At 71.6% G+C, this 21,589-nt stretch carries 22 protein-coding genes; 8 read left to right on the top strand and 14 right to left on the bottom strand.

All coding sequences use genetic code 11. The features are described 5' to 3' along the window. The first annotated feature begins 84 nt into the window (after positions 1 to 84). Genes ACFY3D_RS18935 through ACFY3D_RS18925 form a run of 3 tightly spaced genes read left to right on the top strand, consistent with a single transcriptional unit; the run spans position 85 to position 2,821 of the window. On the top strand, positions 85 to 825 hold the full coding sequence (locus ACFY3D_RS18935; protein ID WP_389980935.1) for an alpha/beta hydrolase: 741 nt from the start codon (positions 85 to 87) through the stop codon (positions 823 to 825). Next, positions 818 to 2,107: an acyltransferase gene (locus tag ACFY3D_RS18930; protein ID WP_389980933.1), complete on the top strand. Its 1,290-nt coding sequence runs from the start codon at positions 818 to 820 to the stop codon at positions 2,105 to 2,107. The genes ACFY3D_RS18935 and ACFY3D_RS18930 overlap by 8 nt, the downstream gene beginning before the upstream one ends. A gap of 60 nt (positions 2,108 to 2,167) precedes the next feature. Then, the gene (locus ACFY3D_RS18925) at positions 2,168 to 2,821 is read left to right on the top strand and encodes a heme oxygenase (biliverdin-producing) (RefSeq protein WP_389980931.1); all 654 of its coding nucleotides are present in this window, start codon (positions 2,168 to 2,170) and stop codon (positions 2,819 to 2,821) included. Positions 2,822 to 2,939: 118 nt separating this feature from the next. Here ACFY3D_RS18925 and ACFY3D_RS18920 read toward each other — a convergent pair whose 3' ends face one another. Continuing rightward, complete coding sequence (locus ACFY3D_RS18920) at positions 2,940 to 3,314, bottom strand: DoxX family protein (protein ID WP_389980929.1); 375 nt, start codon at positions 3,312 to 3,314, stop codon at positions 2,940 to 2,942. Positions 3,315 to 3,607: 293 nt separating this feature from the next. On the opposite strand from ACFY3D_RS18920, the gene ACFY3D_RS18915 reads away from it, so the two are divergent. Continuing rightward, positions 3,608 to 4,237, top strand: coding sequence for a TetR/AcrR family transcriptional regulator (locus ACFY3D_RS18915; protein ID WP_389772343.1), 630 nt, complete (start codon positions 3,608 to 3,610; stop codon positions 4,235 to 4,237). Positions 4,238 to 4,355: 118 nt separating this feature from the next. Here the strand turns inward: ACFY3D_RS18915 and ACFY3D_RS18910 are convergent, their stop codons facing one another. From ACFY3D_RS18910 to ACFY3D_RS18890, 5 genes are all read right to left on the bottom strand, one after another. Next, positions 4,356 to 5,219 carry an STM4011 family radical SAM protein gene (locus ACFY3D_RS18910; RefSeq protein WP_389980927.1) on the bottom strand — a complete coding sequence of 288 codons (864 nt, stop codon included), beginning with the start codon at positions 5,217 to 5,219 and terminating at the stop codon, positions 4,356 to 4,358. 126 nt (positions 5,220 to 5,345) lie between these two features. Beyond that, positions 5,346 to 6,785 (bottom strand): STM4012 family radical SAM protein, encoded by a 1,440-nt coding sequence (locus tag ACFY3D_RS18905; protein WP_389980925.1) that lies wholly within the window; start codon positions 6,783 to 6,785, stop codon positions 5,346 to 5,348. Next, entirely contained in the window at positions 6,776 to 7,582 is an 807-nt protein-coding gene (locus ACFY3D_RS18900) for an STM4013/SEN3800 family hydrolase (RefSeq protein ID WP_389980976.1), read from the bottom strand. The genes ACFY3D_RS18905 and ACFY3D_RS18900 overlap by 10 nt, the downstream gene beginning before the upstream one ends. Position 7,583: 1 nt before the next feature. After that, complete coding sequence (locus ACFY3D_RS18895; protein ID WP_389980923.1) at positions 7,584 to 8,738, bottom strand: STM4014 family protein; 1,155 nt, start codon at positions 8,736 to 8,738, stop codon at positions 7,584 to 7,586. Further along, positions 8,711 to 9,661 carry an STM4015 family protein gene (locus tag ACFY3D_RS18890; RefSeq protein WP_389980921.1) on the bottom strand — a complete coding sequence of 317 codons (951 nt, stop codon included), beginning with the start codon at positions 9,659 to 9,661 and terminating at the stop codon, positions 8,711 to 8,713. The genes ACFY3D_RS18895 and ACFY3D_RS18890 overlap by 28 nt, the downstream gene beginning before the upstream one ends. Before the next feature lie 128 nt (positions 9,662 to 9,789). On the opposite strand from ACFY3D_RS18890, the gene ACFY3D_RS18885 reads away from it, so the two are divergent. Continuing rightward, positions 9,790 to 11,217, top strand: coding sequence for an MFS transporter (locus ACFY3D_RS18885; RefSeq protein WP_389980919.1), 1,428 nt, complete (start codon positions 9,790 to 9,792; stop codon positions 11,215 to 11,217). A 17-nt stretch (positions 11,218 to 11,234) separates the two neighbouring features. Here the strand turns inward: ACFY3D_RS18885 and ACFY3D_RS18880 are convergent, their stop codons facing one another. Continuing rightward, positions 11,235 to 12,464, bottom strand: coding sequence for a cytochrome P450 (locus ACFY3D_RS18880; RefSeq protein WP_389980917.1), 1,230 nt, complete (start codon positions 12,462 to 12,464; stop codon positions 11,235 to 11,237). 95 nt (positions 12,465 to 12,559) lie between these two features. On the opposite strand from ACFY3D_RS18880, the gene ACFY3D_RS18875 reads away from it, so the two are divergent. Then, the gene (locus ACFY3D_RS18875; protein WP_389980915.1) at positions 12,560 to 13,981 is read left to right on the top strand and encodes an FG-GAP repeat protein; all 1,422 of its coding nucleotides are present in this window, start codon (positions 12,560 to 12,562) and stop codon (positions 13,979 to 13,981) included. Positions 13,982 to 14,174: 193 nt separating this feature from the next. Here the strand turns inward: ACFY3D_RS18875 and ACFY3D_RS18870 are convergent, their stop codons facing one another. From ACFY3D_RS18870 to ACFY3D_RS18860, 3 genes are all read right to left on the bottom strand, one after another. Beyond that, a complete protein-coding gene (locus ACFY3D_RS18870) occupies positions 14,175 to 14,621 on the bottom strand; it encodes a hypothetical protein (RefSeq protein ID WP_389980913.1) in 447 nt (148 codons plus the stop codon). A 139-nt stretch (positions 14,622 to 14,760) separates the two neighbouring features. Then, complete coding sequence (locus tag ACFY3D_RS18865; protein ID WP_389980911.1) at positions 14,761 to 16,311, bottom strand: alkaline phosphatase D family protein; 1,551 nt, start codon at positions 16,309 to 16,311, stop codon at positions 14,761 to 14,763. 310 nt (positions 16,312 to 16,621) lie between these two features. Beyond that, positions 16,622 to 17,455, bottom strand: a complete 834-nt coding sequence (locus ACFY3D_RS18860) for a hypothetical protein (RefSeq protein ID WP_389980909.1) — start codon at positions 17,453 to 17,455, stop codon at positions 16,622 to 16,624. Between the two features lie 172 nt (positions 17,456 to 17,627). Between ACFY3D_RS18860 and ACFY3D_RS18855 the strand changes: the two genes are divergently transcribed. Next, on the top strand, positions 17,628 to 18,452 hold the full coding sequence (locus ACFY3D_RS18855; protein WP_389980907.1) for a PaaX family transcriptional regulator C-terminal domain-containing protein: 825 nt from the start codon (positions 17,628 to 17,630) through the stop codon (positions 18,450 to 18,452). Positions 18,453 to 18,476: 24 nt separating this feature from the next. Here ACFY3D_RS18855 and ACFY3D_RS18850 read toward each other — a convergent pair whose 3' ends face one another. Then, entirely contained in the window at positions 18,477 to 18,986 is a 510-nt protein-coding gene (locus tag ACFY3D_RS18850; protein ID WP_350943700.1) for a flavin reductase family protein, read from the bottom strand. 95 nt (positions 18,987 to 19,081) lie between these two features. On the opposite strand from ACFY3D_RS18850, the gene ACFY3D_RS18845 reads away from it, so the two are divergent. Then, a complete protein-coding gene (locus tag ACFY3D_RS18845) occupies positions 19,082 to 19,579 on the top strand; it encodes a hypothetical protein (RefSeq protein WP_389980905.1) in 498 nt (165 codons plus the stop codon). On the opposite strand, the gene ACFY3D_RS18840 is transcribed toward ACFY3D_RS18845, so the two are convergent. Genes ACFY3D_RS18840 through ACFY3D_RS18830 form a run of 3 tightly spaced genes read right to left on the bottom strand, consistent with a single transcriptional unit; the run spans position 19,569 to position 21,584 of the window. Next, positions 19,569 to 20,330, bottom strand: coding sequence for an SDR family NAD(P)-dependent oxidoreductase (locus ACFY3D_RS18840; protein ID WP_389980902.1), 762 nt, complete (start codon positions 20,328 to 20,330; stop codon positions 19,569 to 19,571). The two genes, ACFY3D_RS18845 and ACFY3D_RS18840, sit on opposite strands and share 11 nt — an antisense overlap. Further along, complete coding sequence (locus ACFY3D_RS18835; RefSeq protein ID WP_389980900.1) at positions 20,327 to 21,349, bottom strand: LLM class flavin-dependent oxidoreductase; 1,023 nt, start codon at positions 21,347 to 21,349, stop codon at positions 20,327 to 20,329. Before ACFY3D_RS18835 ends, ACFY3D_RS18840 begins: the two co-directional genes overlap by 4 nt. Further along, positions 21,336 to 21,584 carry a TIGR04076 family protein gene (locus tag ACFY3D_RS18830; protein ID WP_389980898.1) on the bottom strand — a complete coding sequence of 83 codons (249 nt, stop codon included), beginning with the start codon at positions 21,582 to 21,584 and terminating at the stop codon, positions 21,336 to 21,338. Before ACFY3D_RS18830 ends, ACFY3D_RS18835 begins: the two co-directional genes overlap by 14 nt. Positions 21,585 to 21,589: the final 5 nt, after the last annotated feature.

The following is a 21,589-nucleotide window of genomic DNA, read 5'->3' as shown; positions in this document are numbered from 1 at the left end:
AGGTGACCGCCTCGGGGTGACGCGGGTTAGGGGATGCGATTCCTAGCGTTCTGTCTGGTTCTTCAGACCGGACAGGAGGCTCGCATGTTCCGCCGTACGCTCGCCGTGGCCGTCGCCGCGGCGTTCGCCTACGTGACGGTTCCGCCGCCGGCGGGCGACCGGGTGGTGCGGGTCTACGGCGACCTCGGCACGGCCGAGCACGTCGCGGTCATCGTTCCCGGCACCGACACCACGGCCGCCACCTTCGACGGCGGCCGGGCGAGGCCGTACAGCACGCCGGGGGGCGGGGCAGGGGCGTTGCTCGCCGAGGCGCGGGCGTTGGATCCGGGAGCGCGGCTCGCGGTGGTCGCCTGGCTCGGCTACGACAGCCCGGCGATGCTCAGCCTGCGCGCGGTGACCGGCGAGGCCGCGGAGCGGGGCGCGGTGGAGTTGCGGCGGTACGTCACCGGGGCACTCGGCGGGAAACGGGTCAGCCTGCTGTGTCACAGCTACGGATCGGTGGTGTGCGCCGGGGCCGTGCCCGGTTCCGGGGTCGCGGACACGGTCGTGTTCGGCAGCCCTGGGCTGGGCGTCTCGTCGGCCGCCGAACTGGGCGGCACCCGGTTGTGGGCGGGCAGCGGCACCCGCGACTGGATACGTGAGGCGCCCAAGCTCAGGATCGGGCCGCTCGGATTCGGCCCCGACCCCGCCGGCCCGGCCTTCGGCGCCCGCCTGTTCGGTACCGGTTCCGCAGATCACAGCGAGTATCTCCGACCGGGTGGCGAGTCTCTGCGCAACCTGGCCCTGATCGCGCTCGGCCGGGTCGGCGAGGTGTCCCGTGGCTAGCCTCGCGGCCCGGATCGGGGCGACCACCCCCGAGGGCAGGGATCGTGGGGTGGACGCGCTGCGGGCGCTCGCGATCGTGGGCGTGGTGCTGGGGCACTGGCTGGTGACGGCGTGGGATCGGGGCGCGGCGGGGGCCGTTCACCTGTCCAGCCCGCTCGCCCACCTGCCGGAGTTCACGCCGATGTCCTGGGTGTTGCAGACGCTGGCGGTGTTCTTCCTCGTCGGCGGCTACGCGGCGGCCCGCGGCCTCCGCTCGGCGGCCCGCGTCCCGGGGAGCCGCCCCCGAAAGGTGCATGGACCGGTGCCCCACGAACCGGAGATCCACAGACCGGAGGCCCACGAGGTGGAGACCCGCGGACCGGACTCCCCGTCGCACGCCGCGGGTCCCGTGGCGGCGCGCGGTCCACGTCGGGGAACGGCGAGCGGTGCGTACCCGGCGGGGATCTGGGTGCGGGCCCGGATGGGAAGACTGCTGGGGCCGGTGGTGCCGCTGGTCCTGGTCTGGACGGGGATCGCGGTGGGGATGGCGCTGCGCGGGTCCTCGGCGGGAACGATCAGGGTGATGGTGCTCCCGGCGATCGGGCCGCTGTGGTTCCTCGCCGTCTTCGCCGTGCTGACCGCGGCCACCCCGCTTCTCCTGCGCGCGCATCCGCTCGTCATCGCCGCCGCGGCGTTCGCGGTCGTGCTCGGGGTGGACCTGGCCAGGTTCCGGTTCGGCGCCCCGGCCTGGACGGGATGGGCGAACCTGACGGCCGGGTGGCTGGTGCCGTACGCGCTGGGGATCGCCTGGGCGGGCGGGCTGCTCGCCTCGCGGCGGGTGGCCGCGGCACTGCTGATCGGCGGCGTGGCCGGGGCCGCGCTGCTGGTCGGCGCGTTCGGGTATCCGGCGAGCATGGTGGGCGTGACCGGGGACGCGGCCTCCAACCTCAGCCCGCCCAGCCTGGCCGTGGTCTGCTTCGGACTCGCCCAGGTGGGGGTGGCGCTGCTCGTCCGCGCGCCGCTGGCCCGGTTGATGCGGCGTCCCCGGTTGTGGGCGGTGGTCGCGTTGGCGAACCTGTCGGCGATGACGCTTTTCCTGTGGCATCAGAGCGCGGTGAGCGCGATCGCCGTCGCCGCCCTGCGTTTCGGCGACGTACCCGGCCTGCTGTCCACGCCCGACGAGCCTGTCTGGTTGCTGCACCGGCTGGCCTGGATACCGGTGTTCGCGGCCGTTCTCGCGCTCGCCTGCCTTCCCGGATCAACTCGGGGGCGATTTAATGACAGGGTGTCGTCATCGGCTTGACGATGTGGCGCGATTTTTGTGACACTGTGTCATGAAAGTGTCCCTCGTCGCGGAGTGATCATGAGCGATTCGCCCTTCTCCGAAGTCCTCAGGAACGCCACCTGGGGTGACCACGAATCCGCCGAGGACGAGAGCTACCTCAAGGCCCTGATGGCCGGCCGCCTCAGCCCCGAGGCGTACGGCGAGATGGTCGCCCAGCACTACTTCGCCTACATCGCTTTGGACGGCGCCTCGCGGTCGCTCGCCGAGGACCCCGTCGCGGCACCGTTCGTCCTCCCCGAGCTCTACCGGGAGGAGGCCCTGGTCCGCGACCTGGAGACGATCTACGGATCCGGCTGGCGCTCCAGGATCGAGCCCTCCAAACCGACCCTCACCCTGGTCGCCCGGATCAACCAGGTCGCCACCTGGCCCGCCGGCTACATCGCCCACCACTACACCCGCTACATGGGCGACCTGTCCGGCGGACAGTTCATCCGGATGGAGCTGCAGAAGATCTACGGCTACCAGCCGGGGGGCGGCGTCGACTTCTACCTGTTCGACGAGATCGGCAGCCTGCCCCGGTTCAAGAACGAGTATCGGGCCCGGCTGGACGCGCTGCCTCTGGACGAGGCGGAGAAGCAGCGCCTGATCCGCGAGACCAAGCTCGCCTACCTGCTCAACACCGAGGTCCTGAGCGAACTCGGCCGGGTGGCCAGGGCAGAGGTCGCCGCCTGAACCCGGCCCCTCCACGACATGGGTGAACGCTCCGGCACGGGTGTATCCGTGCCGGAGCGTTCACCCGTCCGGCGTCAATCCTCCGGTCCCGGAGAAAGCCCCGAGGGGCCTACGGCACTCAGAAGGCGTACGGCCCAAAACGTCCCCAGGCCACGAAGCCGGCCAGCAGGAGAAGGATCACGTTCATCACAAGCGCCGAGTACTCCTTGCGCCTGACGTGCACGACGATGGCGCCGATCATCGTGATCACCAGGCCGACGGCGGCGAGCGGGGTCAGCACGGGCAGGATGCCGGAGACGGCGGGCAGGACCAGCCCGACCCCGGCCAGCACCTCAAGAACGCCGATGCCCTTGATCTGAGCGGCGGAGAAATCCTCCACCCATCCCCCCAGTTTGGGGATGAGTTCCTCGCGCGGCTGGGTGGCCTTGGTGAGACCCGCGATGAGGAACATCCCGGCGAGCAGGATCTGCACGGCCCAGAGGGCAATATTCATGAGGAACTCCGAAAACAGGTAAAGGCACGGCTTCGTTCGCCGCCACCGTAGCGCGGGCGCTGAAGGCGCCCGACCGGGGATCGGCCTAACCCTCGACGCCCGCCGCGCCTACCACGCCGGACCCACGTTCCCGCCCACTCCCGCCCTGCTCCACGGGGTTCCGATTCCGCCCCTGCCGGAAGGCGGGGTCTCCTCGGAGATATTCGATGACCCGTGTCTCGCCATGGACCCGGGCAACGCCCGACCCCGAAACGACCTGACAGCCGGGGACGGCATTGTGCGACCATGGGGCCATGCCCCGGATTTCGGCCGCGACCATCGGCGAGCACCGCGCCCAGACTCAGGATCGCATCCTGCGGGCCGTCTCGCGTCTCTCGCGTGACCAGGGCATCGACGCCATCTCCATGACCGACGTGGCGAGCGAGGCCGAGATCACCCGCACCGTGCTGTACAACTACTTCCCGGACAAGGCCGCGCTGCTGCTCGCCTTCACCGAGCGGGTGACGCACTACTTCATCGACAGCTACGAGCGGGAGCTGCCCGACCGGGCCTCACCCGCCGAGCGCCTGCGGGTCTTCGTCAGGCTCCAGCTCGACGGGTTGCTCGCCCACCCGCACCCCGGCCCCGCCGACCTGTCCGCGGCGCTCGGCCCCGACGCCTACCAGCGCCTGGCCGACCACGTCGAGCCGATGCAGCGCATCCTGACGGGCATCATCGAGAGCGGCGTGTCATCGGGTGACTTCCAGGCCCCCGACGTGGCCGCCGCCGCCCGGATCATCCTCGCCGTCATCGGCGCCGAGCGGGTCCCGCTGCTCAGCGGTGAGGTGACGCCCGAGGAGGCAGAGAGAATCGTCTCGGGTTTCGTGCTCCGCGGCCTCGGTTGCCCGAGCGCCCCTGCCCCCGAGCCCGAGGACGGTATCTGAGCCGCGGAGTCCTCGGGCTCCCCGGGCTCCCCGGGCTCCCCGGGCTCCCCGGGCTCCCCGGGCTCCCCGGGCTCCCGGAACGGTATCCGAGCTTCCCGGAGACCGCCGGCCCCTCCGATCAGCCCGGCGGCAGGAGGGCGGGAATGCGCTCAAGGACTCCCCCGGCGAAGACGTCGTACAGGCCGGTCGTCTCCAGGTGCACGTAGCCGATGTGGCAGTCGCACACCGCCACCGGGCACGCCGCGGCCCTCGGGGCGAACGTGCCGTCGTAGAGGTTGCCGAGCACGGCCGGGACGAAGTGGCAGCGCCGCACGGTGCCGTCGCCGTCGACGGAGATCACGCTGTCTCCCGTACGGCAGGGCAGGCCCGCGCTCCGGTGCGGGGTCCTGCTGTGCTGGAACAGCGGGTCGATCTCCGTCCAGGCGTCCGCCTCGTCGTCGGTGTAGACGGTGCCCTCCGCGGCGTTCACCCAGAGGTACACCTCCGGCGGCAGGTCGGCCCGGAGGCGGCGAGCCTGGCCGAGGTGCTCGGGCAGGCCGACGACGCCGACGCTGAAGCGGACCCCCCGCTCGAGGAGGTCACGGCAGCGGCCGAGGAAACGCTCGTAGGTGACCTGTCCGGGGTGGTAGGTGACCCAGAGGGCGAGCGTGTCCAGGTCGGCCTCGGCCAGCCAGCCGGACCGGCAGCTGAAGTTGGTCTGGATGGCGACCCGCCGCACGTGGGGAAGGTGGCTCAGCTCGACCATCGCCCGGCGGTACCACGAGCGGACCAGGCCCTCGCCCCAGGGGGTGAACAGCACCGAGACCGGATGGTCTCGCCCGGCCACCCACGCGGTGAAGCGCTCCAGCGCCACCCGGTCCCGGCTCAGCTGCTCCGGGTTGTCACGCCGCTTGGCGAACGGGCAGTAGGGGCAGTCGTAGTCGCAGCTCGCCAGCGGCCCCCGGTAGAGGATCGTCAACTCACCGTGCTCCCGGCCGGGCATCGCCGGACGGTCGCGCTCCCGGTCGAGGACCGTCAGATGATCGCGCTTCCGGCCGCCGGCGCGTGTCTCCCCCGCGCCTTCCCCATACGGTGCGCTCGATCCGCCCGGCTGTGTCCTCATCAGTCATCACCGATTCTCGTATCGGGCCATCAGCGCGCGGACCCTGCCGGAGAACAGGGCGGGGCCGATCGCGTCGGAGTGGGCCAGGCCCTCCGCGGTGAGCCGGAGCCATCCGGGCCCGGCACCCCCGGGCGGTGGGGCGTCGCGCTCCAGCAGGCCCCGCTCCGCCAGACGCTCCAACTCCTCGCCGAAGTGGGTCTCCACCTCGGCACCGAAGCGGTCTCGGTAGACGGCGCGATCGAGACCCTCCGCCTGGAGGAGCGACTGGATGAGGTGGCGGCGACGGCGATCGTCGTCGTCCAGCCGGAATCCCACGTTGGCGACCGCGAACTCCTCCGGGGCGAGACGCACGTAGTCGTCGATGATCGCACGCACCTGACCGGCGCCGACCGCGTACTCGTAGGAGTAGTGCAGACCGGAGGTGTAGGAACGGGCGCCGCAGCCGAGGCCGACCATGCCATCGCTCTGGCAGGTGTATTCGGCCGGGCCGGCTCGTCCCGGCAGCCGGAACATCCGCATCGAGACCTGCTCGTACCCGGCGGCGAGCAGGTGGTCGCGGCCCTGGCGGTAGAGGGTGAGGCGGTGGTCGTCCCAGTCGCGGGCGCGGCGCCCAAGGCCGGTGAGCGGGCGGACGTACAGGGGGTAGAGGTAGATCTCCTCCGGCTTCCAGGCGAGCGCGGCGTCCAGCGAGTAACGCCAGGACTCCTCCGTCTGCCCGTCGATGCCGTAGATCAGGTCGATGTTGAGCGCCTCGAACCCCGCCTCGCGAATCCGGCCGAGCGCCGTCTCGACCTCCCGCCGCCGCTGCGGCCGCACCGCCGCGCGTGCCTCGGCGTCGACGAAGCTCTGCACGCCGATCGAGACGCGGGTCGCCCCCCGCTCGGCGAGGACGGCGAGCCGCTCGGCCGTCGCGGTCGCCGGGGAGGTCTCCACCGACATCGGGACGGCCCGCAGGTCGGCGCCCGTGATCCGCTCGGTGAGGTCGAACATCCGGGTGAGCTCGGCGGCGCTCAGGTAGGTCGGCGTGCCGCCGCCGACGGCGGCCGCCGTGAAGCGGGGGTCGTCCAGCACGTCCCGTACGGCGCCGGCCTGGCGTTCCAGCGCGTCGAGGTAGGCGGCGACGAGCTCCTCGGGGGCGCCGGTCCTGGTGAACAGGTTGCAGAATCCGCAACGCATCTCGCAGAACGGGATGTGCAGGTAGAGGAAGAGGCGCCCGGTGGGCTCCCCCGCCCACACCTCCGCCAGCGACGGCCGCGGGTCCAGCGGCCGGTAGGCCGTCTTGTGCGGGTACGCGTAGACGTAGCCCTGGTACGGTCCCGCGCCGGTGGACGGGGACGAGGGCCGGGGCGACGCCGAGGGCACGGGAAGCAAAGGGAGCAGGGGGAGCACAGTCCGCCCGCCGCCCGCCGTCTCCGGCACCCGGCCGGAATCCGGAGTCACCGCCATCGCCCCCGCTCCATCGTGAACTCCCCGTAGGGCACGGTCCAGACGACCTCATGGCCGATCCGGTGCCCGATATATCCGTCTTCACCGTAAGCGGTGCCGTGATCGGAACAGACGATCGCGAACCCCGGCCGCCGCTCGCTCATCAGCGCGAACAGCCTGCCGATGTGCCGGTCGACGTATTCGAGGGCGGCGGCGTGGCTTTCGCGGCTGTCGCCGTGCTCGCGGGTGCCTTCCGGCAGGTGGAACCAGTTGGGCTGGTGCAGCGCCGAGACGTTGACGAACAGGAAGACCGGCCGGTCGGCTCCCGCCACCGCCCGCTCCGCGCGGGCGATCTGCGCCTCGAACGAGGCGGGCGCGGTGACCCCGAACCCCGGCTCCCAGTGGCTCTCGGCGAACATCCCCGGCAGCGCGGACCCGAGCGGGGTCAGCTTGTTGAAGAACCCGACTCCCCCGACGCAGACCGTGTGATATCCCGCCTTCGCCAGTCCTGAAGGCAGGTCGGGGGCGTCGAACACCCAGGTGCCGGGGGTCGTGGTCTCGCTGCCGGGGAACGCGGCGGCGAACGGGCGCGGATGCGGTCCCGGCTCGGCGGGGGTCGGCAGGAAACCGGCGAGGATCGCGGCGTGCGCGGCGTAGGTGAAGCTGCCGGGGCTGTGCCGGCGCTCCCAGCGCCCGCCGGGAAGCGCCCGCGCCAGGGTGGGCAGCCGTCCGGCCGCCATCAGCTCCTCCGCCACGTCGTAGCGGAGGGTGTCGAGCGTGACCAGCAGCAGGTCGTGGCTGCCCACGATCTCGTTCATGTCACGCACCGGGCCCCCTCCCCCCGCTCCCCACCGGGACCCTCGCTCTCCCGATCGGGGCGTGCCTGGCGAGGATCGCACGGACCTGGGCGCCGTAGGTGTCGAGCCCCTCGGCTCCGCCACCCGGCAGCCCCTCCAGCCCGGGAAGCAGGTCTCCAAACGCGTTCACCTCGGCCACCGCGAACTCCCGCCAGTCGACCCCGATCATCAGGTCGACCCCGACGGCGAGGCTCCCGGGGAAGCGGGCCGCCGTCCGCGCGCATATCTCCAGGACCGTCTCCCACCCCCGGGGGCCGAGAGCGGCCTCGACGGCGCCCAGATCACCCCGTACGCCGCCGAGGTGGAGGTTCGTCATCGGGCTGCGGCTCGCGCGGACGACCGCGTGGGTGGGCGTGCCGTCCACGACGACCACCCTCAGGTCGATCGCGCGCCCTTCGAGGCTCGCCTTGGGAAACCAGCGCTCGACGTGCAGGCCGTCGGTGGCCAGCAGGTCGACGATCGCCGCCACCTCGGTCTCGTCCTCGTAACACCTGACCCGCAGGGAGTTGCGCAGCCCGCCGGAGACCCGCTCCGCCGAGGTCACCGCCCTCACCCGGCGCCCCCACGCGTGCAGGGCGACGACGCCGGAGGCCGACGAGCCGTGGGCCGGTTTGACGAACACCCGGCCCCAGCGGGCCTCGCCCATCCGCTCGCGCAACTCGGCGTAGCCGCCGACCGGCGCGGCGAGTGCCGGAGGCACCGGCACCCCGGCCGCCGACAGCCTGGCGTGACAGCGCCGCTTGTCGAACATCACCGAGACGTCCTCGACGTCGGCGAGCAGCGCGGCCCCCGGCGTCGCGGCCACCGCCCGAAGGACCCTGGTGATCCCGGCGACGAACCCGGCGTACCAGCGGGCGCCCCCACCGACCCTGGACGGCTCGCCGGGGCCGCGCAGCAGCGCGTCCGCCTCGGCGTCCTCCCCCGGCGAGTCGATCCTCACGAGCGTCCCCGGCGCGATCCGGATCTCCTCGCCGCGCAGCACGGACGTCCACGGCACGACGGCGGGCTCGTCCAGCCCCTGCCGGACGCAGGCGTCGGCGAACATGGTCACCCGCCGGTCGCCCGGCGTGCCGACGACGGCGAGCGCCCTCACTCGGCGACCGCGACGTAGCGCCACTCGTCGTCGGGCTCCTGCTGGTCGGACACGTCGAGCCAGATGCCGGAGAACGTCGCGGTGAGGCGCTCGACCATGGCGTCGGTGAGGTAGTGGTGGTGCAGGTCCAGGCGCTTGAGGTGGGTGAGGGAGACCCCGGAGAGCAGGGCCTCGGCGCCCTCGTCGGTGAGCACCCCCATCGACAGGGAGAGCGACTCCAGCCGGGCCACGACGGGGGCGGAGGCGACGAGAGCCGCGACCTGGTCCTGGATCTCGCTGTCCTGCAGCCCCAGGTGCCTGAGGGCGGGCAGCCGCTCACCGGACAGGATGTTCTCCAGGTCGGCCCCGGTGGTCTCACCGCCGTACTCACTCGTGCCGAGCCAGAGCTCCAGGTATTCGAGCGCGGGGAACTCGCTCATGCCGACCGCCCTGACCACCGAGGCGGGCAGCCCGCCCGTCTCGAAGCGCAGTATCTTGAGGTGCTCGTGCCTGACCGGCCGCAACTCCAGCCCCGTCCCGCCCCGGACCTCCAGCCGCTCCAGCAGTGGGAAGGACTCCAGCAGCGGGGTGACGTCACTCTGCTGGATCCAGGAGATCTCGCACTCCTCCTGCGGCATCGCGGCGAAGAAGAGCGAGCGCAGGGCGGGGAAACGCTCCGCGTTCTCCGCCAGCAGCCGGATGGGCTCCGAGGCGTCCTTCTCGTAGGCCTCGGCCCAGCCACCGATGATGAGCGCCCTCACCTCGGTGGTGTCGACGGTCTCGGTGAAGCGCGCGAAGTGCTCCTCGAAGGTCTCCTTGGCGTCGTAGACGCGGACCGAGACACGCCACGCGGCCTCCCCCGCGCCGGGCATGGGAGCGCCCGGGGGGCGCAGGCCCACGATGGGCAGGCCCGCGTAGTCTCCTCGGTAAAGACCGTCGACGTCGTCGTTGAACTCGCTGTAGTCCATCGGAGGCTCCCCGTCAGGCTCGACTGTGACAAGGACCGTCCTATCAGAGGCGCGCGACACTTCGGACCCCGCTCCCGGGGTCGCGGACGCGGTCGGACAGGTGCGGGAGGTCGGCGATGATGAGCGGCATGGACAACGGTCACATTCGCTTCACCTCAGCGACGGGTCGCTGGGTCCTCCTGACCACCGTACTCGGCTCCGGCATGGCCATGCTGGACGGCACGGTCGTCAACGTGGCCCTGCCCGCCCTCGGCGCCGATCTCGGCGCCGACATGGCGGGCCTGCAGTGGACGGTCAACGCCTACACCCTCACACTGGCGGGCCTGATCCTGCTGGGCGGATCGCTCGGCGACCGGTACGGCAGGCGCAAGGTCTTCCTGATCGGCGTCGCCTGGTTCGCCCTCGCCTCCGCCCTGTGCGGCCTCGCGCCCAACGTGGAGACGCTGATCGCCGCCCGTGCGCTGCAGGGCGCCGGGGGTGCGCTGCTCACCCCCGGATCCCTCGCCATCATCCAGGCGTCCTTCGACCGCGACGACCGGCCCAGGGCGATCGGAGCGTGGTCGGGCCTGGGCGGGGTGGCCGCGGCCATCGGCCCGCTGCTGGGCGGCTGGCTGGTGGAGACGGCCGGGTGGCGCTGGGTGTTCCTGATCAACCTGCCGCTCGCGGTCCTCGTCGTGGCGGTCGCCCTACGGCACGTCCCCGAGAGCAGAAACCCCTCTGCCACCGGAAGGTTCGACGTCCTGGGCGCGGCGCTCGCGGCGTTCGCGCTCGCCGGGATCACCTACGGCCTGATCGACCTCGCGATCGTCCCGATCACGGTGGGCGTGCTGCTGGGCGCGGCGTTCGTCTGGCTGGAGATCAGGCGCTCGCCCGAGGCGCTCGTACCGGTCGAGGTCTTCTCCTCAAAGGTGTTCAGCGCGGTCAACGTCGTCACCTTCATCATGTACGCCGCGATGGGCGTGGTGTTCTTCCTCCTCGTCGTCCAGTTGCAGGTGTCGGCGGGCTTCTCCCCGCTGGTGGCCGGGACCGCGATGATCCCGGTGACGATCCTGATGCTGCTGCTGTCGGCGCGTGCGGGTGAGCTGGCCAGGCGCCTGGGGCCCCGGCTGCCGATGACGGCCGGCATCCTGGTCTGCGCCGGCGCCCTGCTGCTGATGTCGCGGATCGGCCCCGGCTCGTCGTACGTGGTGGACGTGCTGCTTCCGGCGACCCTGTTCGGGGTGGGCCTGTCGGCCGCGGTCGCGCCGCTCACCGCGACGGTGCTCGCCACCGCCGCCGAACGCCACGCGGGAGTGGCGAGCGGGGTGAACAACGCCGTCGCCAGGACCGGCGGGCTGCTCGCGGTGGCCGCGATCCCCCCGCTCGCCGGGCTGACCGGCGACGCCTTCGCCTCCCCCGTGATCTTCACCGCGGGATTCCACACCACGATGCTGGTGAGCGCGGTGATGATGGGATTCGCGGCGCTGATCACCTTCCTCACCATCAGGGAGAACGTCCTCGTCCCGGACGAGCCGAAGCTGAGCTGCCCGGTGACGACCCCCCAGCCCGGCAAGTGACCGTGGCTCAGGAGGCCTCAGAAGGTGAACGCCTGGCTGCGGACGCTGTTGTCGAAGTTGGACACCAGCAGCTCGGGCTCGCCGACCGAGCGGATCTCCGGCAGCCGGGTGAACAGCTCGCGGAACATCGCCTTGATCTCCTGCCTGGCGAGGTTCGCGCCCAGGCAGAAGTGCGGCCCCGGACCGCCGAAGCCCACGTGGGGCTTGGTGTCACGGGTGATGTCGAACCGGTCGGCGTCGGGGAAGACCGTCTCGTCGCGGTTCGCCGAGCCGTAGAAGAGCACGACCTTGTCACCGGCCTTCAGGTGCAGGCCGCGCAGGTCGTAGTCCTCGGTGACGGTGCGGCGGAACTGCATGATGGGTGAGACGTAACGGACCATCTCCTCGATCGCGCCGCCGATGTGGGCGTCGAAGTCGTCCGCCAGCAGGCGCCGCTGCTCGGGGTTGTCGGTCAGCAGCTTGATGCCGTGCGCCATGGTGTTGCGGGCCGTCTCGTTGCCCGCCACGAGCAGCAGCGTGAAGAACGATCCCAGCTCGCGGTCGGTCAGCCTCTCACCGTCGACGTTCGCGGTGACGAGCGCCGAGACGAGGTCGCCGCGCGGCGTCTGGGCACGCTCCTTGCCCAGGTTGATCACCAGCCGCTGCAGGGCGAGCAGCGCGAGCGTGTTCTGGGCGGCCATCCTGACGGTGTGCGCCAGGCTGGGCCGCACGCCGGAGTAGGCGGTGGAGATGTCGACGTGCTGGTGGACCTTGGCCCGCACGTCGTCGGGGACGCCCATCATGTCGCAGATGACGTGGATGGGAAGCTTGGCGGCCACCTGGCCGACGAAGTCACCGGGTCCTGCGGCCGTCACGTCGTCGACGATGCGCGCGCACGCGGCGTCGATGTCGCCCTGCAGACCGGCCAGCATCTTCGGGCTGAACGCGCGGGAGACGATGCGGCGCAGCCTGGCGTGCCGGGGGTCGTCCATGTTGACCATGGACTCGCCGAACACGTGCTTGACCCAGCCCGGCGGCTCGGGGCTGGTCACGCCGGGCTCGCTGGAGAACACCTTGGCGTTGCGGCTCGCCTCCACCACGTCGGCGTGGCGGACCAGTGCGTAGAAACCCTTGCCCGAGCGGAGCAGCGGGACCCGCTTCTCCTCGAAGAACACCGGCTTGTCGAGATCCCGAAGCCGCGCGAACGCCTCATGCCGCTCCTTGAGCGGCCGCCGCCAGAATCCCAGGTCGGCCAGGTCGATTTCCATGGCGTCAATCCTGGCATGTTCTTTACGCGTACCGGCCACGTGAATTTCATGTCCCGGTGGGCCGCGTGTCCGAATCACCGGAAACCATCACAGGTATGAGAGCCGCGCTCTTCACCTCCGCAGTCCTCACCTCCCTGCTGGTCTCCGCCTCCCCCCTCCCCGTCCACGCCTCGGCCGCCGCCTGCTCCGGCGTACCCTCCGACTTCGACGGCGACGGACGGGCCGATCTCGCGGTCGCCGCGCCCTACACCCGCTCCGGCGGCCACGCCCGCGCGGGATCGGTCACCGTCCTGTACGACCTGCGCGACCCCGTGGAACTCACCCAGGACACGCCCGGGGTGCTCGGCGAGAGCGAGACCGGGGACTCGTTCGGCTCGGCGCTCGCGACCGGTGACCTCGACGGCGACGGCTGCGCCGACCTCGCCGTGGGCGTCTCCGAGAAGAACCGCTCCCGGCCGGGAGAGGACGGCCACGGTGTCGTGCAACTGTTCCACGGCTCGCCTGACGGCCTGCGGCCCGGCAGGACGATCGACGCCGGGGACCTGGGCCGCGAAGGTGATCCCGGCCGGTTCGGTGCCGCGCTCGCGGCGGGGGACCTGGACGGCGACGGCGACGACGAACTGGTGATCGGTGCCCCCGGGCTGGGCGGTGGCGCGGTCGGGGTGTACGGCCTCAAGGGCCGCAAACCGTACATGATCACGCAGGAGACCCGCTGGGTGGGGCAGCGTGAGCGGGAGACCGACCAGTTCGGCGCGGCGCTCGCCACCGGCGACTTCGACGGCGACGGCCGGGCCGAGATCGCCGTGGGCGCGCCCGCGGACACGGTGCTGAAGAACGGCCAGGGCTCGGTCACCGTCCTCGACGTCCGGCGTCGCAAGGCGACCATGCTCACCCAGGACAGCCCCTGGATCAGCGGCCTCGCCGAGGCCTGGGACTTCTTCGGCAGCGCCCTCGCCGCCGGTGACTTCAACGCCGACGGACGCGACGACCTGGCGATCGGGGTGCCCGGCGAGGGACTGAGCGAGAACCAGCGGGCGATGGACTACGGCGACGGCACCGTACACGTCGTCTACGGCTCCCGCTCAGGACTGCGGACGGCGGTCTCCGAGGCATGGTCGCAGCGCTCCCTGAAGGGCGAGCCGCGCTACTTCGACCGCTTCGGCGCCGCTCTCGCCGCCGGGGACCTCAACGGCGACGGCGACGACGAGCTGGTGATCGGGGCGCCGGGTGAGAACGCCGTCCACGTGCTCGCGGGAACCCGTTCAGGCGGCCTCACCAAGAACCACAACCTGCTGATCACCGGTGCGGGCGGCGACTTCGGCGCGGCCCTCGCCGCGGTCGCCGGGCGCCGCCTCGTCGTCGCCGCCCCGGGCAGCGGCAGGCTCACCCTGCTGCGCGGAAGCGTGCGAAAGGGCTCCTACCCGGGCATTCGCCCGTCGACGGCGAAACCCCTCGCCGGCGCCCCCAAGGACACCCTGTTCGGCTACGCCTTCGCGAGCCCGTCCTCCTCGCGGTAGACGCCTGCGAGGGAGCGGGCCGCACGGGTGGTGGCGGGCCCCCGATCGTCGGCGAGACCGTCACCCACCTGGGTGGCGGACCGGCCGGCCTGACGGCCGGGACCGATCGTGAGGCCGAACGGAGTCTCCGCGCGTGTTCTGCGCCGGGCCGGGGGGTGATCCCCGCGCCCGACACCGGAAAGAGGACGCGGGTTCAGCGGATGCGCGTGCTGGCCTTGATCTTGCGGCCGATCTCCTTGCGGAGCTTGCGGATGTCGGCGTCCGCGTTGGATGTGGCGATCACGCCGAACGCGGCGGTGGCGACGCCCCGGCGTGAGCCGGCCCAGGCGCGGATCCGCACGGTCGTCGAGTCGCCCTTGTCCAGGGAGGTGATCCAGCACGACAGGCTGCGGCCCTTGACGGAGCATTTGACGCTACGCGGCTTGGAGACCACCCGGATCTTACGGAAACGTTTGGAGAAGTCTCCGGTGAGCGCCACGTAGTGCTGGCCCTTGGCCTTCCTGTTACGGACCTTGACGGAGTAGACGAGGGATCCGCCCCGTTTGACGTGCTTGGGGAAGGTGATCACGTATCCGAAGGCGGAGGGCGCCGCGGCGGCGGGCACGGCCGGTAACGCGGGTAACGCGGGTAACGCTGACAAGGTTGATGAGGCTGTGGCGGGGGTCGGGGACAGGAGGGCGCCGCCCACCGCTGCGGCGAGAGCCGCGGCGGTGAGCCTCGTGGTGAGGGGACTCATAAGCGGCATCATCCAATAAATCAGTCCGAATTCCTCTCACGTTTCAGGTTAGTGCCGACTGTCCTGACGGCACGGTGAACCGTGCGCCGGTCTTCGCGGGGGCGCCGCGCCTGCTGATGTAGTCAAGCGTGCGGAAGTCCGCCTGCAGCTCCTCCGGGGTGACCCGGCAGACGATGTAGCCGCGCCGCTGGTCAAGGTAGGAGATATGCGGATTCTCCGCGATCGTCCCGGAGATCCTGCCCTCGTCGCGGTAGCCGTCGCCGTCGCTCGCGATCGAGGAGGTGACGAGCTCCACCGCCACGCGGGGAGAGTCGGGGTCGTCGAAGTCGAGCTTCAGGTCCGCCGCGTGGTGCATGTGCGCGTCGCCGGTCAGCACGACCGGGTTGGACGCGCCCGAGTCGCGGAAACCGGTGAGCAGGCGGGTGCGCTCTGCGGCGTAGCCGTCCCAGGAGTCCATGTTGACCTCGACTCCCGGCCCGACCTTGGAGTCGCGCTGGGCCATCAGGATCTGCTGGCCGACCAGGTTCCAGCGGGCGCCGGAACTCGCGAGACCGTCCAGCAGCCAGCGCCGCTGGTCCTCGCCGAGCAGGGTGCGTCCGGTCGCGAGCCGCTCGTCGCAGCCGGACCTGAGCCCGTCCTCGCACGCCTGGTCGTCGCGGAACTGCCGGGTGTCGAGCAGGTGGAAACGGGCGAGCGGCCCCCAGTCCACCCGGCGGTGGACCCGCATCGACGCGCCTCCCGGCACGCTCGTCCTGCGCAGCGGCATGTTCTCGTAGTACGCCTGGAAGGCGTTCGCCCTGCGCCGGGCGAAGGCCGGGGCGCCGGTGCTGGAGACGTCCCCCGCCCAGTTGTTCTCGATCTCGTGATCGTCGAAGGCGACCAGCCACGGCGCGACCGCGTGCGCCGCCTGCAGGTCGGTGTCGCTCTTGTACTGCGCGTGGCGCATCCGGTAGTCGGCCAGCGTGGCGCACTTGCCCCAGGTGTGCTGCCGGACGCTCCCGCCCAGCGCCGTGTACCCCCGGGGGGCGTACTCGTACATGTAGTCGCCCAGATGCACGACCAGCTCGGGGTCCTGCTCGGCCAGCCTTCTGTACGCCGTGTAGAAGCCGTGCTCGTAGTGGGCGCAGGCGGCGACGGCGAAGGTGAGCGGGGACGACGAGGACACGGCGGACGGTGCCGTACGGGTGCGGCCGGTCGGCGACAGGTGGCCCTCGGCGCGGAAGCGGTAGAAATACTCCCACCCCGGCTCCAGGCCGTCGACCTCGACGTGGACGCTGTGCGCCTGCTTCCAGCGCGCGGTCTCGGTGCCCTCGCGGACCACCTTGGAGAACCGCTCGTCGGTGGCGAGCTGCCATTCGACGTCCACGTCCCTCACCGGCATGCCGCCCCGGCCGTTCAGGCCGAGCGGGTCGAGGGCGAGTCTGGTCCACAGCACGATCCCGTCCTTGGACGGGTCTCCGGAGGCGATGCCGAGGGTGAAGGGATCACCGGCGAGGGTCCGGGAGGGGCCGAGCCCCGCCCCGGTCAGCAACAGGCCGCCCGCACCCGCGGCGGCGAAGGAAAGGAACACTCTGCGTGACGGCTTCTGCTCCACCCCATCAGTGCAGCCTTTTCAGCTTTCTCCGCTGTGACCTGCGAATCAAGGCGAGATGAACAGCCGTCGCACAGAAAGACGCCTTACCCACCGTGATTGAACGACGGCCGACCTTGGGACGACATCACGGCGAAGAGCCGACCTCGCGCCGGTGGCCGCGCGGCACGGACGGCGACGACGGCCCGTGACCGCGAAGGATCGGAACCCACGGTGACCGACACGTCCGGTGAGCGCGGGCGAACGCCTTCAGGACGGAGCCGACAGATCCCGTCAAAGGCACCGCGGCCGGTCAGAGCGGGGGTGCCCGCCGTCAGCGTAGGTAGGGCTTGAGGTGGGGGTTGAGGGCACCGCAGCCCAGGTATTTCTCCACGGTGTGGAAGTCGATCCAGTCGAGGTTGACGATGACCTCCTGGTCGACCCCGGTGAAGCAGGTCCGCAGCGCCGGAGGGATCGCCGCGATGTCGTCCTTGTCGGCGATGTTGACCCACCGCTTGACCTTGCGGGGCCGCTCGCCCCAGTTGTTGACCGGGGCGGGCACCAGGCGCTCGAAGATCACGTTGCGCATGCCGAGCGGGCTGCCGAGGGTGATGAGCAGGTCGACCTCCAGGTCGGGGTTGGCCCAGAGCGTCTCGTACGTCACCACGCTGCCCAGCGAGTGGGCGATCACCACTTTGGGGCGGTTGCGCCTGATCACCTCGGCCACGGCCGCCCGGGCCTTCGCCCTGGCCTCGCCCCCGGCGGCCATGTAGGCGGCGACCTCGGGGCAGAACAGCCTGGCGAACTCGGCGGCGTTGACCTCCAGCCGGTCCAGCAGCCAGCCGGTCATCCGGTATAGGGCGCCGGTCAGCCCCTCCCCCACCGCGTCGATCTGCCTGGCCCAGGCGACGAAGACCTCCTGGGCGCCGACGTCCATGCTCCGCACCGCGCGTACGGACTCGTCCTTGCTCTCGCCCAGCAGGTGGGCGTAGTAGGCGATCTCGGTGACGTAGCGCTCCTTGGCGTGCGGCTTGCCGCCGGTGAGGCCCTTGTGCAGGTAACGGTCCCACTTGTCGCGCATCGCGACGGCCGCGCCGCCGACCGAGTTACCCGCGTCACGGTAGTAGCGGTACTTGCCGATACCGTGCACGCCGACGATCGTGTCCATGCTCCCCGCCCTCTGAAGCCCTGTTTCCCGGGTGTCGTACGCCCCCGGGCAACTGTGGCGGAAGCGAACACCGCGCCACAAGGCCGCGGCGGCACCCGCCGGAGGAAACCGTGATCGGTCTCGGCGCTCGCGGCCCCCCGGGGAGAGAGGGAGCGCATGGTAGCATCATGGCTTGCGCACAGACGGTGATGATCTTTTCGACGTGCAGCCGCAGAGCCTGCTGATGACGACTTTCGGGGCCTTCCTGGAGCCCCGCACGGCGCCGGTGTGGTCGGGCGGCCTGGTCACCTTGCTCGACTATTTCGGGATCACCACCGCGGCGGCCCGCATCGCGCTGGCACGCCTCGTCCAGCGCGAGCTCGCCGAGCGGCACCGTAAAGGGCGGCACGTCTACTACACGCTGACCAGGCGGAGCGTGCATCTGCTGGAGGACGGCGACGAGCGGATCTCCTCGCTCGGTAAACGCCCCGGCGCGGCCTCGACCTGGACGCTTGTCTGGCACACGCTGCCCGACAGCCGCAAGGCCGAGCGGTCCAACTTCGTGCGCCAGCTCCGCTTCCACGGTTTCGGGCTTCTGCAGGACGGTATGTGGGTCTCGCCCCGCGACTACGTGGCGGAGGTGACCGACCTGGTCGACAAGCTCGGCATCGCCGACGCCGTCACGATCTTCCGGGCCTCACCCTCGGGAGACGTCGCCTCGGGGCCGCTGCTCGGGCATCTGTGGCAGCTCGACCAGGTCGCCGAGCGCTATCGCCACTTCGCCTCCAGATACGCCCCGCTGACCCGGCCGCCGCGGATGTCGCCGCGGGAGGCGTTCGTCACCTGCACCGAGATGATGCAGTCCTTCCGCTCGTTCGCCGACATCGACCCCGAGCTGCCCGAGGAGTGGGCGACCCACGCGGGGGCACGCGAGGAGGCGATCACGGTCTACTGGGAGGCGCTGGGCCGGCTCAGGGAGCCGGCCGCGACCCACTTTCGCGAGCTGACCCGCACCTGAGGCGGGCGGACCGGGCGCGTCCGCTCAGGCGGGCTCGCCGGACGCCAGCCGGTGGTAGCGGCTGTTGAAGAACAGCAGCGGCGTGTCGTGCTCGTGGTGGGTGCGCACGACCTGGCCGATGACGATCACATGATCGCCCTTGCGCTGGGTGGACTCGACCTCGCACAGCATGCCCGCGAGCGCGCCGCGGATCACGGGCAGGCCGTCCACCAGCTCGAAGGCGGGGTCGTCCATGGTCGGCTGCGATCCGGCGAAGCGCCGGGAGTGCTCCTCGTGCTGCTCGGCGAGCACGCACACGCTGAACCGGCCGTTGCGCTCGATGGCCGCGCAGGTGTTCGAGCCGATCTTGAGACAGACGAGGATCAGTGGCGGTTCCAGCGACACCGACGTCAGCGAGTTGACCGACGCGGCATAGGGCCGCCCCTGGTCCACCGTGGCCACGATCGCCACACCGGTGGCGAAGCGGCGCATCACCTCGCGCAGCAGGGCCGAATCGACGGGGACGGAGCCGAGCCCGGGGGGCGGCATGCCCATCCGCGCCTCCTTTCGCAGTGGCCCCTCGGGGGGCGCGTCAATAGATTACAAGTCAGCATTGTGCACTGTCTACCATCGTGGCTAGGCTGCGGAATGTGCCAGATCCCCGCATCGCCTCGCTACGACGGCTGCTCGCGGCGTACTACCGGCCGGAAGGACTCCGCCTGGGCATCGTGCTGTCGAGCGGGTGCGCCGACGAGGACGTCACCGCCGCCGCCGACACCCTCACCGCACACGGCCAGCCACCCCCGCGCCGGCTCGCGCGGTTGCACCCGCGCCCGGGAGAGCCCGACACCCGCCCGGCCGACATCGCGGACTTCCTGCGCAGGTACGGCCACGAGTACGCCACCGTGTGGCTGCCCGCGCCCGCCGACGAGGCCGACCTCGCCTCCGTCACGGTCGCGGCCAGGGGCGCCGGCTGCGCGATCGGCTGGGACCTGACCGGCGGCGCGCATCCCGGCCCCGGCCTCGCGGACGGCGAGGCCCGGCTGCGCGCGTGGGGGGTGGACTTCGCGCTCTGGTCGGCTCCGGCAGACCCCGCGGGCGAGACACGCGTCTACACCCGCGAGCCCTTCGCGCGGCTCAGCCGGTGAACTCGCCGCCGGTCATCCAGACCGTCTGCCCGGTGACCTGGTCGAACTCCGGTGAGACCAGCGCCACGACGGTACGCGCGACCTCACGCGGCGCCGGAAAGCGCGGCAGCGCCATCCGCCGCCGCAACGCCTCCGACAGCTCCCGCAGCGCGGGGTCGTCCGGTTCCTCGGCGTCCGGCTCGGCCACCCGGCCCGGGGCCACCACGTTGGCCGTGATCCCGTACCGTCCCTCCTCGGCGGCGACGTAACGCGTCAGCACCGACGCCGCCGCCTTCGCCGCCGCGTACGCCCCCATGCCCGGCATGGGGCGGGCCATCAGCGCCCCGGAGACGAACACGATCCGGCCGAAACCCGCCGCCCGCATACCGGGCAGGACCCGCCGGCACAGTTCGTGGTGGGCGCGCACGCCGTCGAGATGACGTTCCAGCGTGCCCGGCTCGATGTCGGCCACCGCCGCGACGCCCGCCGCTCCGGCCGGTTCCGCGGCGTTGACGAGGATCGTCACCGGTCCCAGTTCGGCCTCCACGGTGGACACAAGCCGGGCGGCGGATCGCGGCCCCGGCAGTGCCGCGCACACGGCCAGGCCACCGCCGCACTCCCTCACGATCTCGGCGGCCTGGCCCGCGGAGCGGTGGCAGTGCACGGCCACCGCCGCGCCCGCCGCGGCGAGCCCGGTGGCGACGTGTCTCCCGATCGCGCCGGTCCCTCCCGCGACGAGCGCCACCCGTCCCGCCAGCGGCCCCGCGGTCATCCCGCCCCCCGGGCGCGCAGGGTGGGCAGCACGCTCTCGCCGAAGATCCGCATCGCGTGGGTGAGGTCGGGGCCGAGCGGCGGCCCGAAGGAGATGTGCCGGGCTCCCGCGGCGAGCAGCGCCTCGCACTGCTCCAGCACCTCACGGGCCCCGCCGACGATGCCCAGGCTGAGCATAGACGACGAGGAGAGCACCGCCCCGGCCGCCTCGTCCAGGCGCCCGTCGTCCACGAGCGCCTGGGTCCGGGCGAACTCCTCGGGGTCCAGACCGTGGGCGGCGAGCGCGTCGGCCGACAGCGAGCCGCTGTAACGGGCGATGAACCTGGCCAGGGCGTGGCGGGCCTGTTCACGATCCTCGTCGAGCGAGCACCAGACACACGCGGCGATGTCCAGTGCGGCCACATCGCGGCCCTGCGCCTGTGCCCCGCGTCCGATCTGCTCCATCGCGTCGAGGACCTGGCCCGGCGGCAGGCACAGCGGCAGCGCGCCGTCCGCGTGCCGCCCGGCCAGCTCCAGCATCTTCGGACCCATCGCGCCGATGTAGATCGGCACCGGACGCGGCGACTCGATGCGGGCCTGCTCGTGCCAGCCCTCGCCCGCGCCCGGCAGTCCGGCGGGGCTGTGGCCCTCGGTGAGCGCGCGGATCGCCACGATCGCCGTACGGGTACGCGGCACCGGACGCGGCGCCACGATTCCGGCGCGGCGGAAGAAGACGTCGGAGCCGGCGCCCAGGCCGAGGATGAACCGGCCACCCGACAGCTCCTGATAGCCGGAGGCGAGCTGGGCGAGCTGGACGGGATGGATCGACACCGGGTCGAGCACCGCGGAGCCGACCTTGATCCGGCTCGTCGCCCCGAGCATCGCGGCCAGAGTCGCGATCCCCGGTCCGCCGAACAGATCGTTGCCGGTCCACACCTGGTCGAAGCCCATCGCCTCGGCGCGCACCGCGTGCTCGGTGATCTCCGCGATGCCACCCCCGCCGACCCGTACGCTGAAGATCGGTCCCTCATGCTCGGTCATCGTCGTCCACCTTCTCCAGACGCATGATCAGGTTCTCCGGCGGGTCGGGGCACGCGGCGAGCGGGCGCCCGGCCAGCCAGGCGTCCCCGCCCGGCGCGGCGAGCCGCCCGTTGAGCAGTGAGGTGGCCGAGGCAATGGCGTAGAAGCAGAAGTGCCCGCCCGGCGGCAGCGACACCCCCTCGGGGCCGACCTCGAAGTAGTCGCCGACGCGCAGCCCGCACGCCGAGTAGTTCATGAACT

The organism is Streptosporangium sp. NPDC000509 (genome assembly GCF_042898365.1).
In the GTDB taxonomy this organism is placed as follows: domain Bacteria; phylum Actinomycetota; class Actinomycetes; order Streptosporangiales; family Streptosporangiaceae; genus Streptosporangium.
The sequence above is the reverse complement of the archived record's forward strand: the minus strand, read 5'-3'. Positions and strand labels throughout refer to the sequence as shown.

Coding starts and splice junctions, on each gene's coding strand:
- ACFY3D_RS18935 (WP_389980935.1), top strand. CDS start 85: ATGTTCCGCCGTACGCTCGCCGTGGCCGTCGCCGCGGCGTTCGCCTAC.
- ACFY3D_RS18925 (WP_389980931.1), top strand. CDS start 2,168: ATGAGCGATTCGCCCTTCTCCGAAGTCCTCAGGAACGCCACCTGGGGT.
- ACFY3D_RS18920 (WP_389980929.1), bottom strand. CDS start 3,314: ATGAATATTGCCCTCTGGGCCGTGCAGATCCTGCTCGCCGGGATGTTC.
- ACFY3D_RS18915 (WP_389772343.1), top strand. CDS start 3,608: ATGCCCCGGATTTCGGCCGCGACCATCGGCGAGCACCGCGCCCAGACT.
- ACFY3D_RS18910 (WP_389980927.1), bottom strand. CDS start 5,219: ATGCCCGGCCGGGAGCACGGTGAGTTGACGATCCTCTACCGGGGGCCG.
- ACFY3D_RS18905 (WP_389980925.1), bottom strand. CDS start 6,785: ATGGCGGTGACTCCGGATTCCGGCCGGGTGCCGGAGACGGCGGGCGGC.
- ACFY3D_RS18900 (WP_389980976.1), bottom strand. CDS start 7,582: ATGAACGAGATCGTGGGCAGCCACGACCTGCTGCTGGTCACGCTCGAC.
- ACFY3D_RS18890 (WP_389980921.1), bottom strand. CDS start 9,661: ATGGACTACAGCGAGTTCAACGACGACGTCGACGGTCTTTACCGAGGA.
- ACFY3D_RS18885 (WP_389980919.1), top strand. CDS start 9,790: ATGGACAACGGTCACATTCGCTTCACCTCAGCGACGGGTCGCTGGGTC.
- ACFY3D_RS18880 (WP_389980917.1), bottom strand. CDS start 12,464: ATGGAAATCGACCTGGCCGACCTGGGATTCTGGCGGCGGCCGCTCAAG.
- ACFY3D_RS18875 (WP_389980915.1), top strand. CDS start 12,560: ATGAGAGCCGCGCTCTTCACCTCCGCAGTCCTCACCTCCCTGCTGGTC.
- ACFY3D_RS18860 (WP_389980909.1), bottom strand. CDS start 17,455: ATGGACACGATCGTCGGCGTGCACGGTATCGGCAAGTACCGCTACTAC.
- ACFY3D_RS18850 (WP_350943700.1), bottom strand. CDS start 18,986: ATGGGCATGCCGCCCCCCGGGCTCGGCTCCGTCCCCGTCGATTCGGCC.
- ACFY3D_RS18840 (WP_389980902.1), bottom strand. CDS start 20,330: ATGACCGCGGGGCCGCTGGCGGGACGGGTGGCGCTCGTCGCGGGAGGG.
- ACFY3D_RS18835 (WP_389980900.1), bottom strand. CDS start 21,349: ATGACCGAGCATGAGGGACCGATCTTCAGCGTACGGGTCGGCGGGGGT.
- ACFY3D_RS18830 (WP_389980898.1), bottom strand. CDS start 21,584: ATGAACTACTCGGCGTGCGGGCTGCGCGTCGGCGACTACTTCGAGGTC.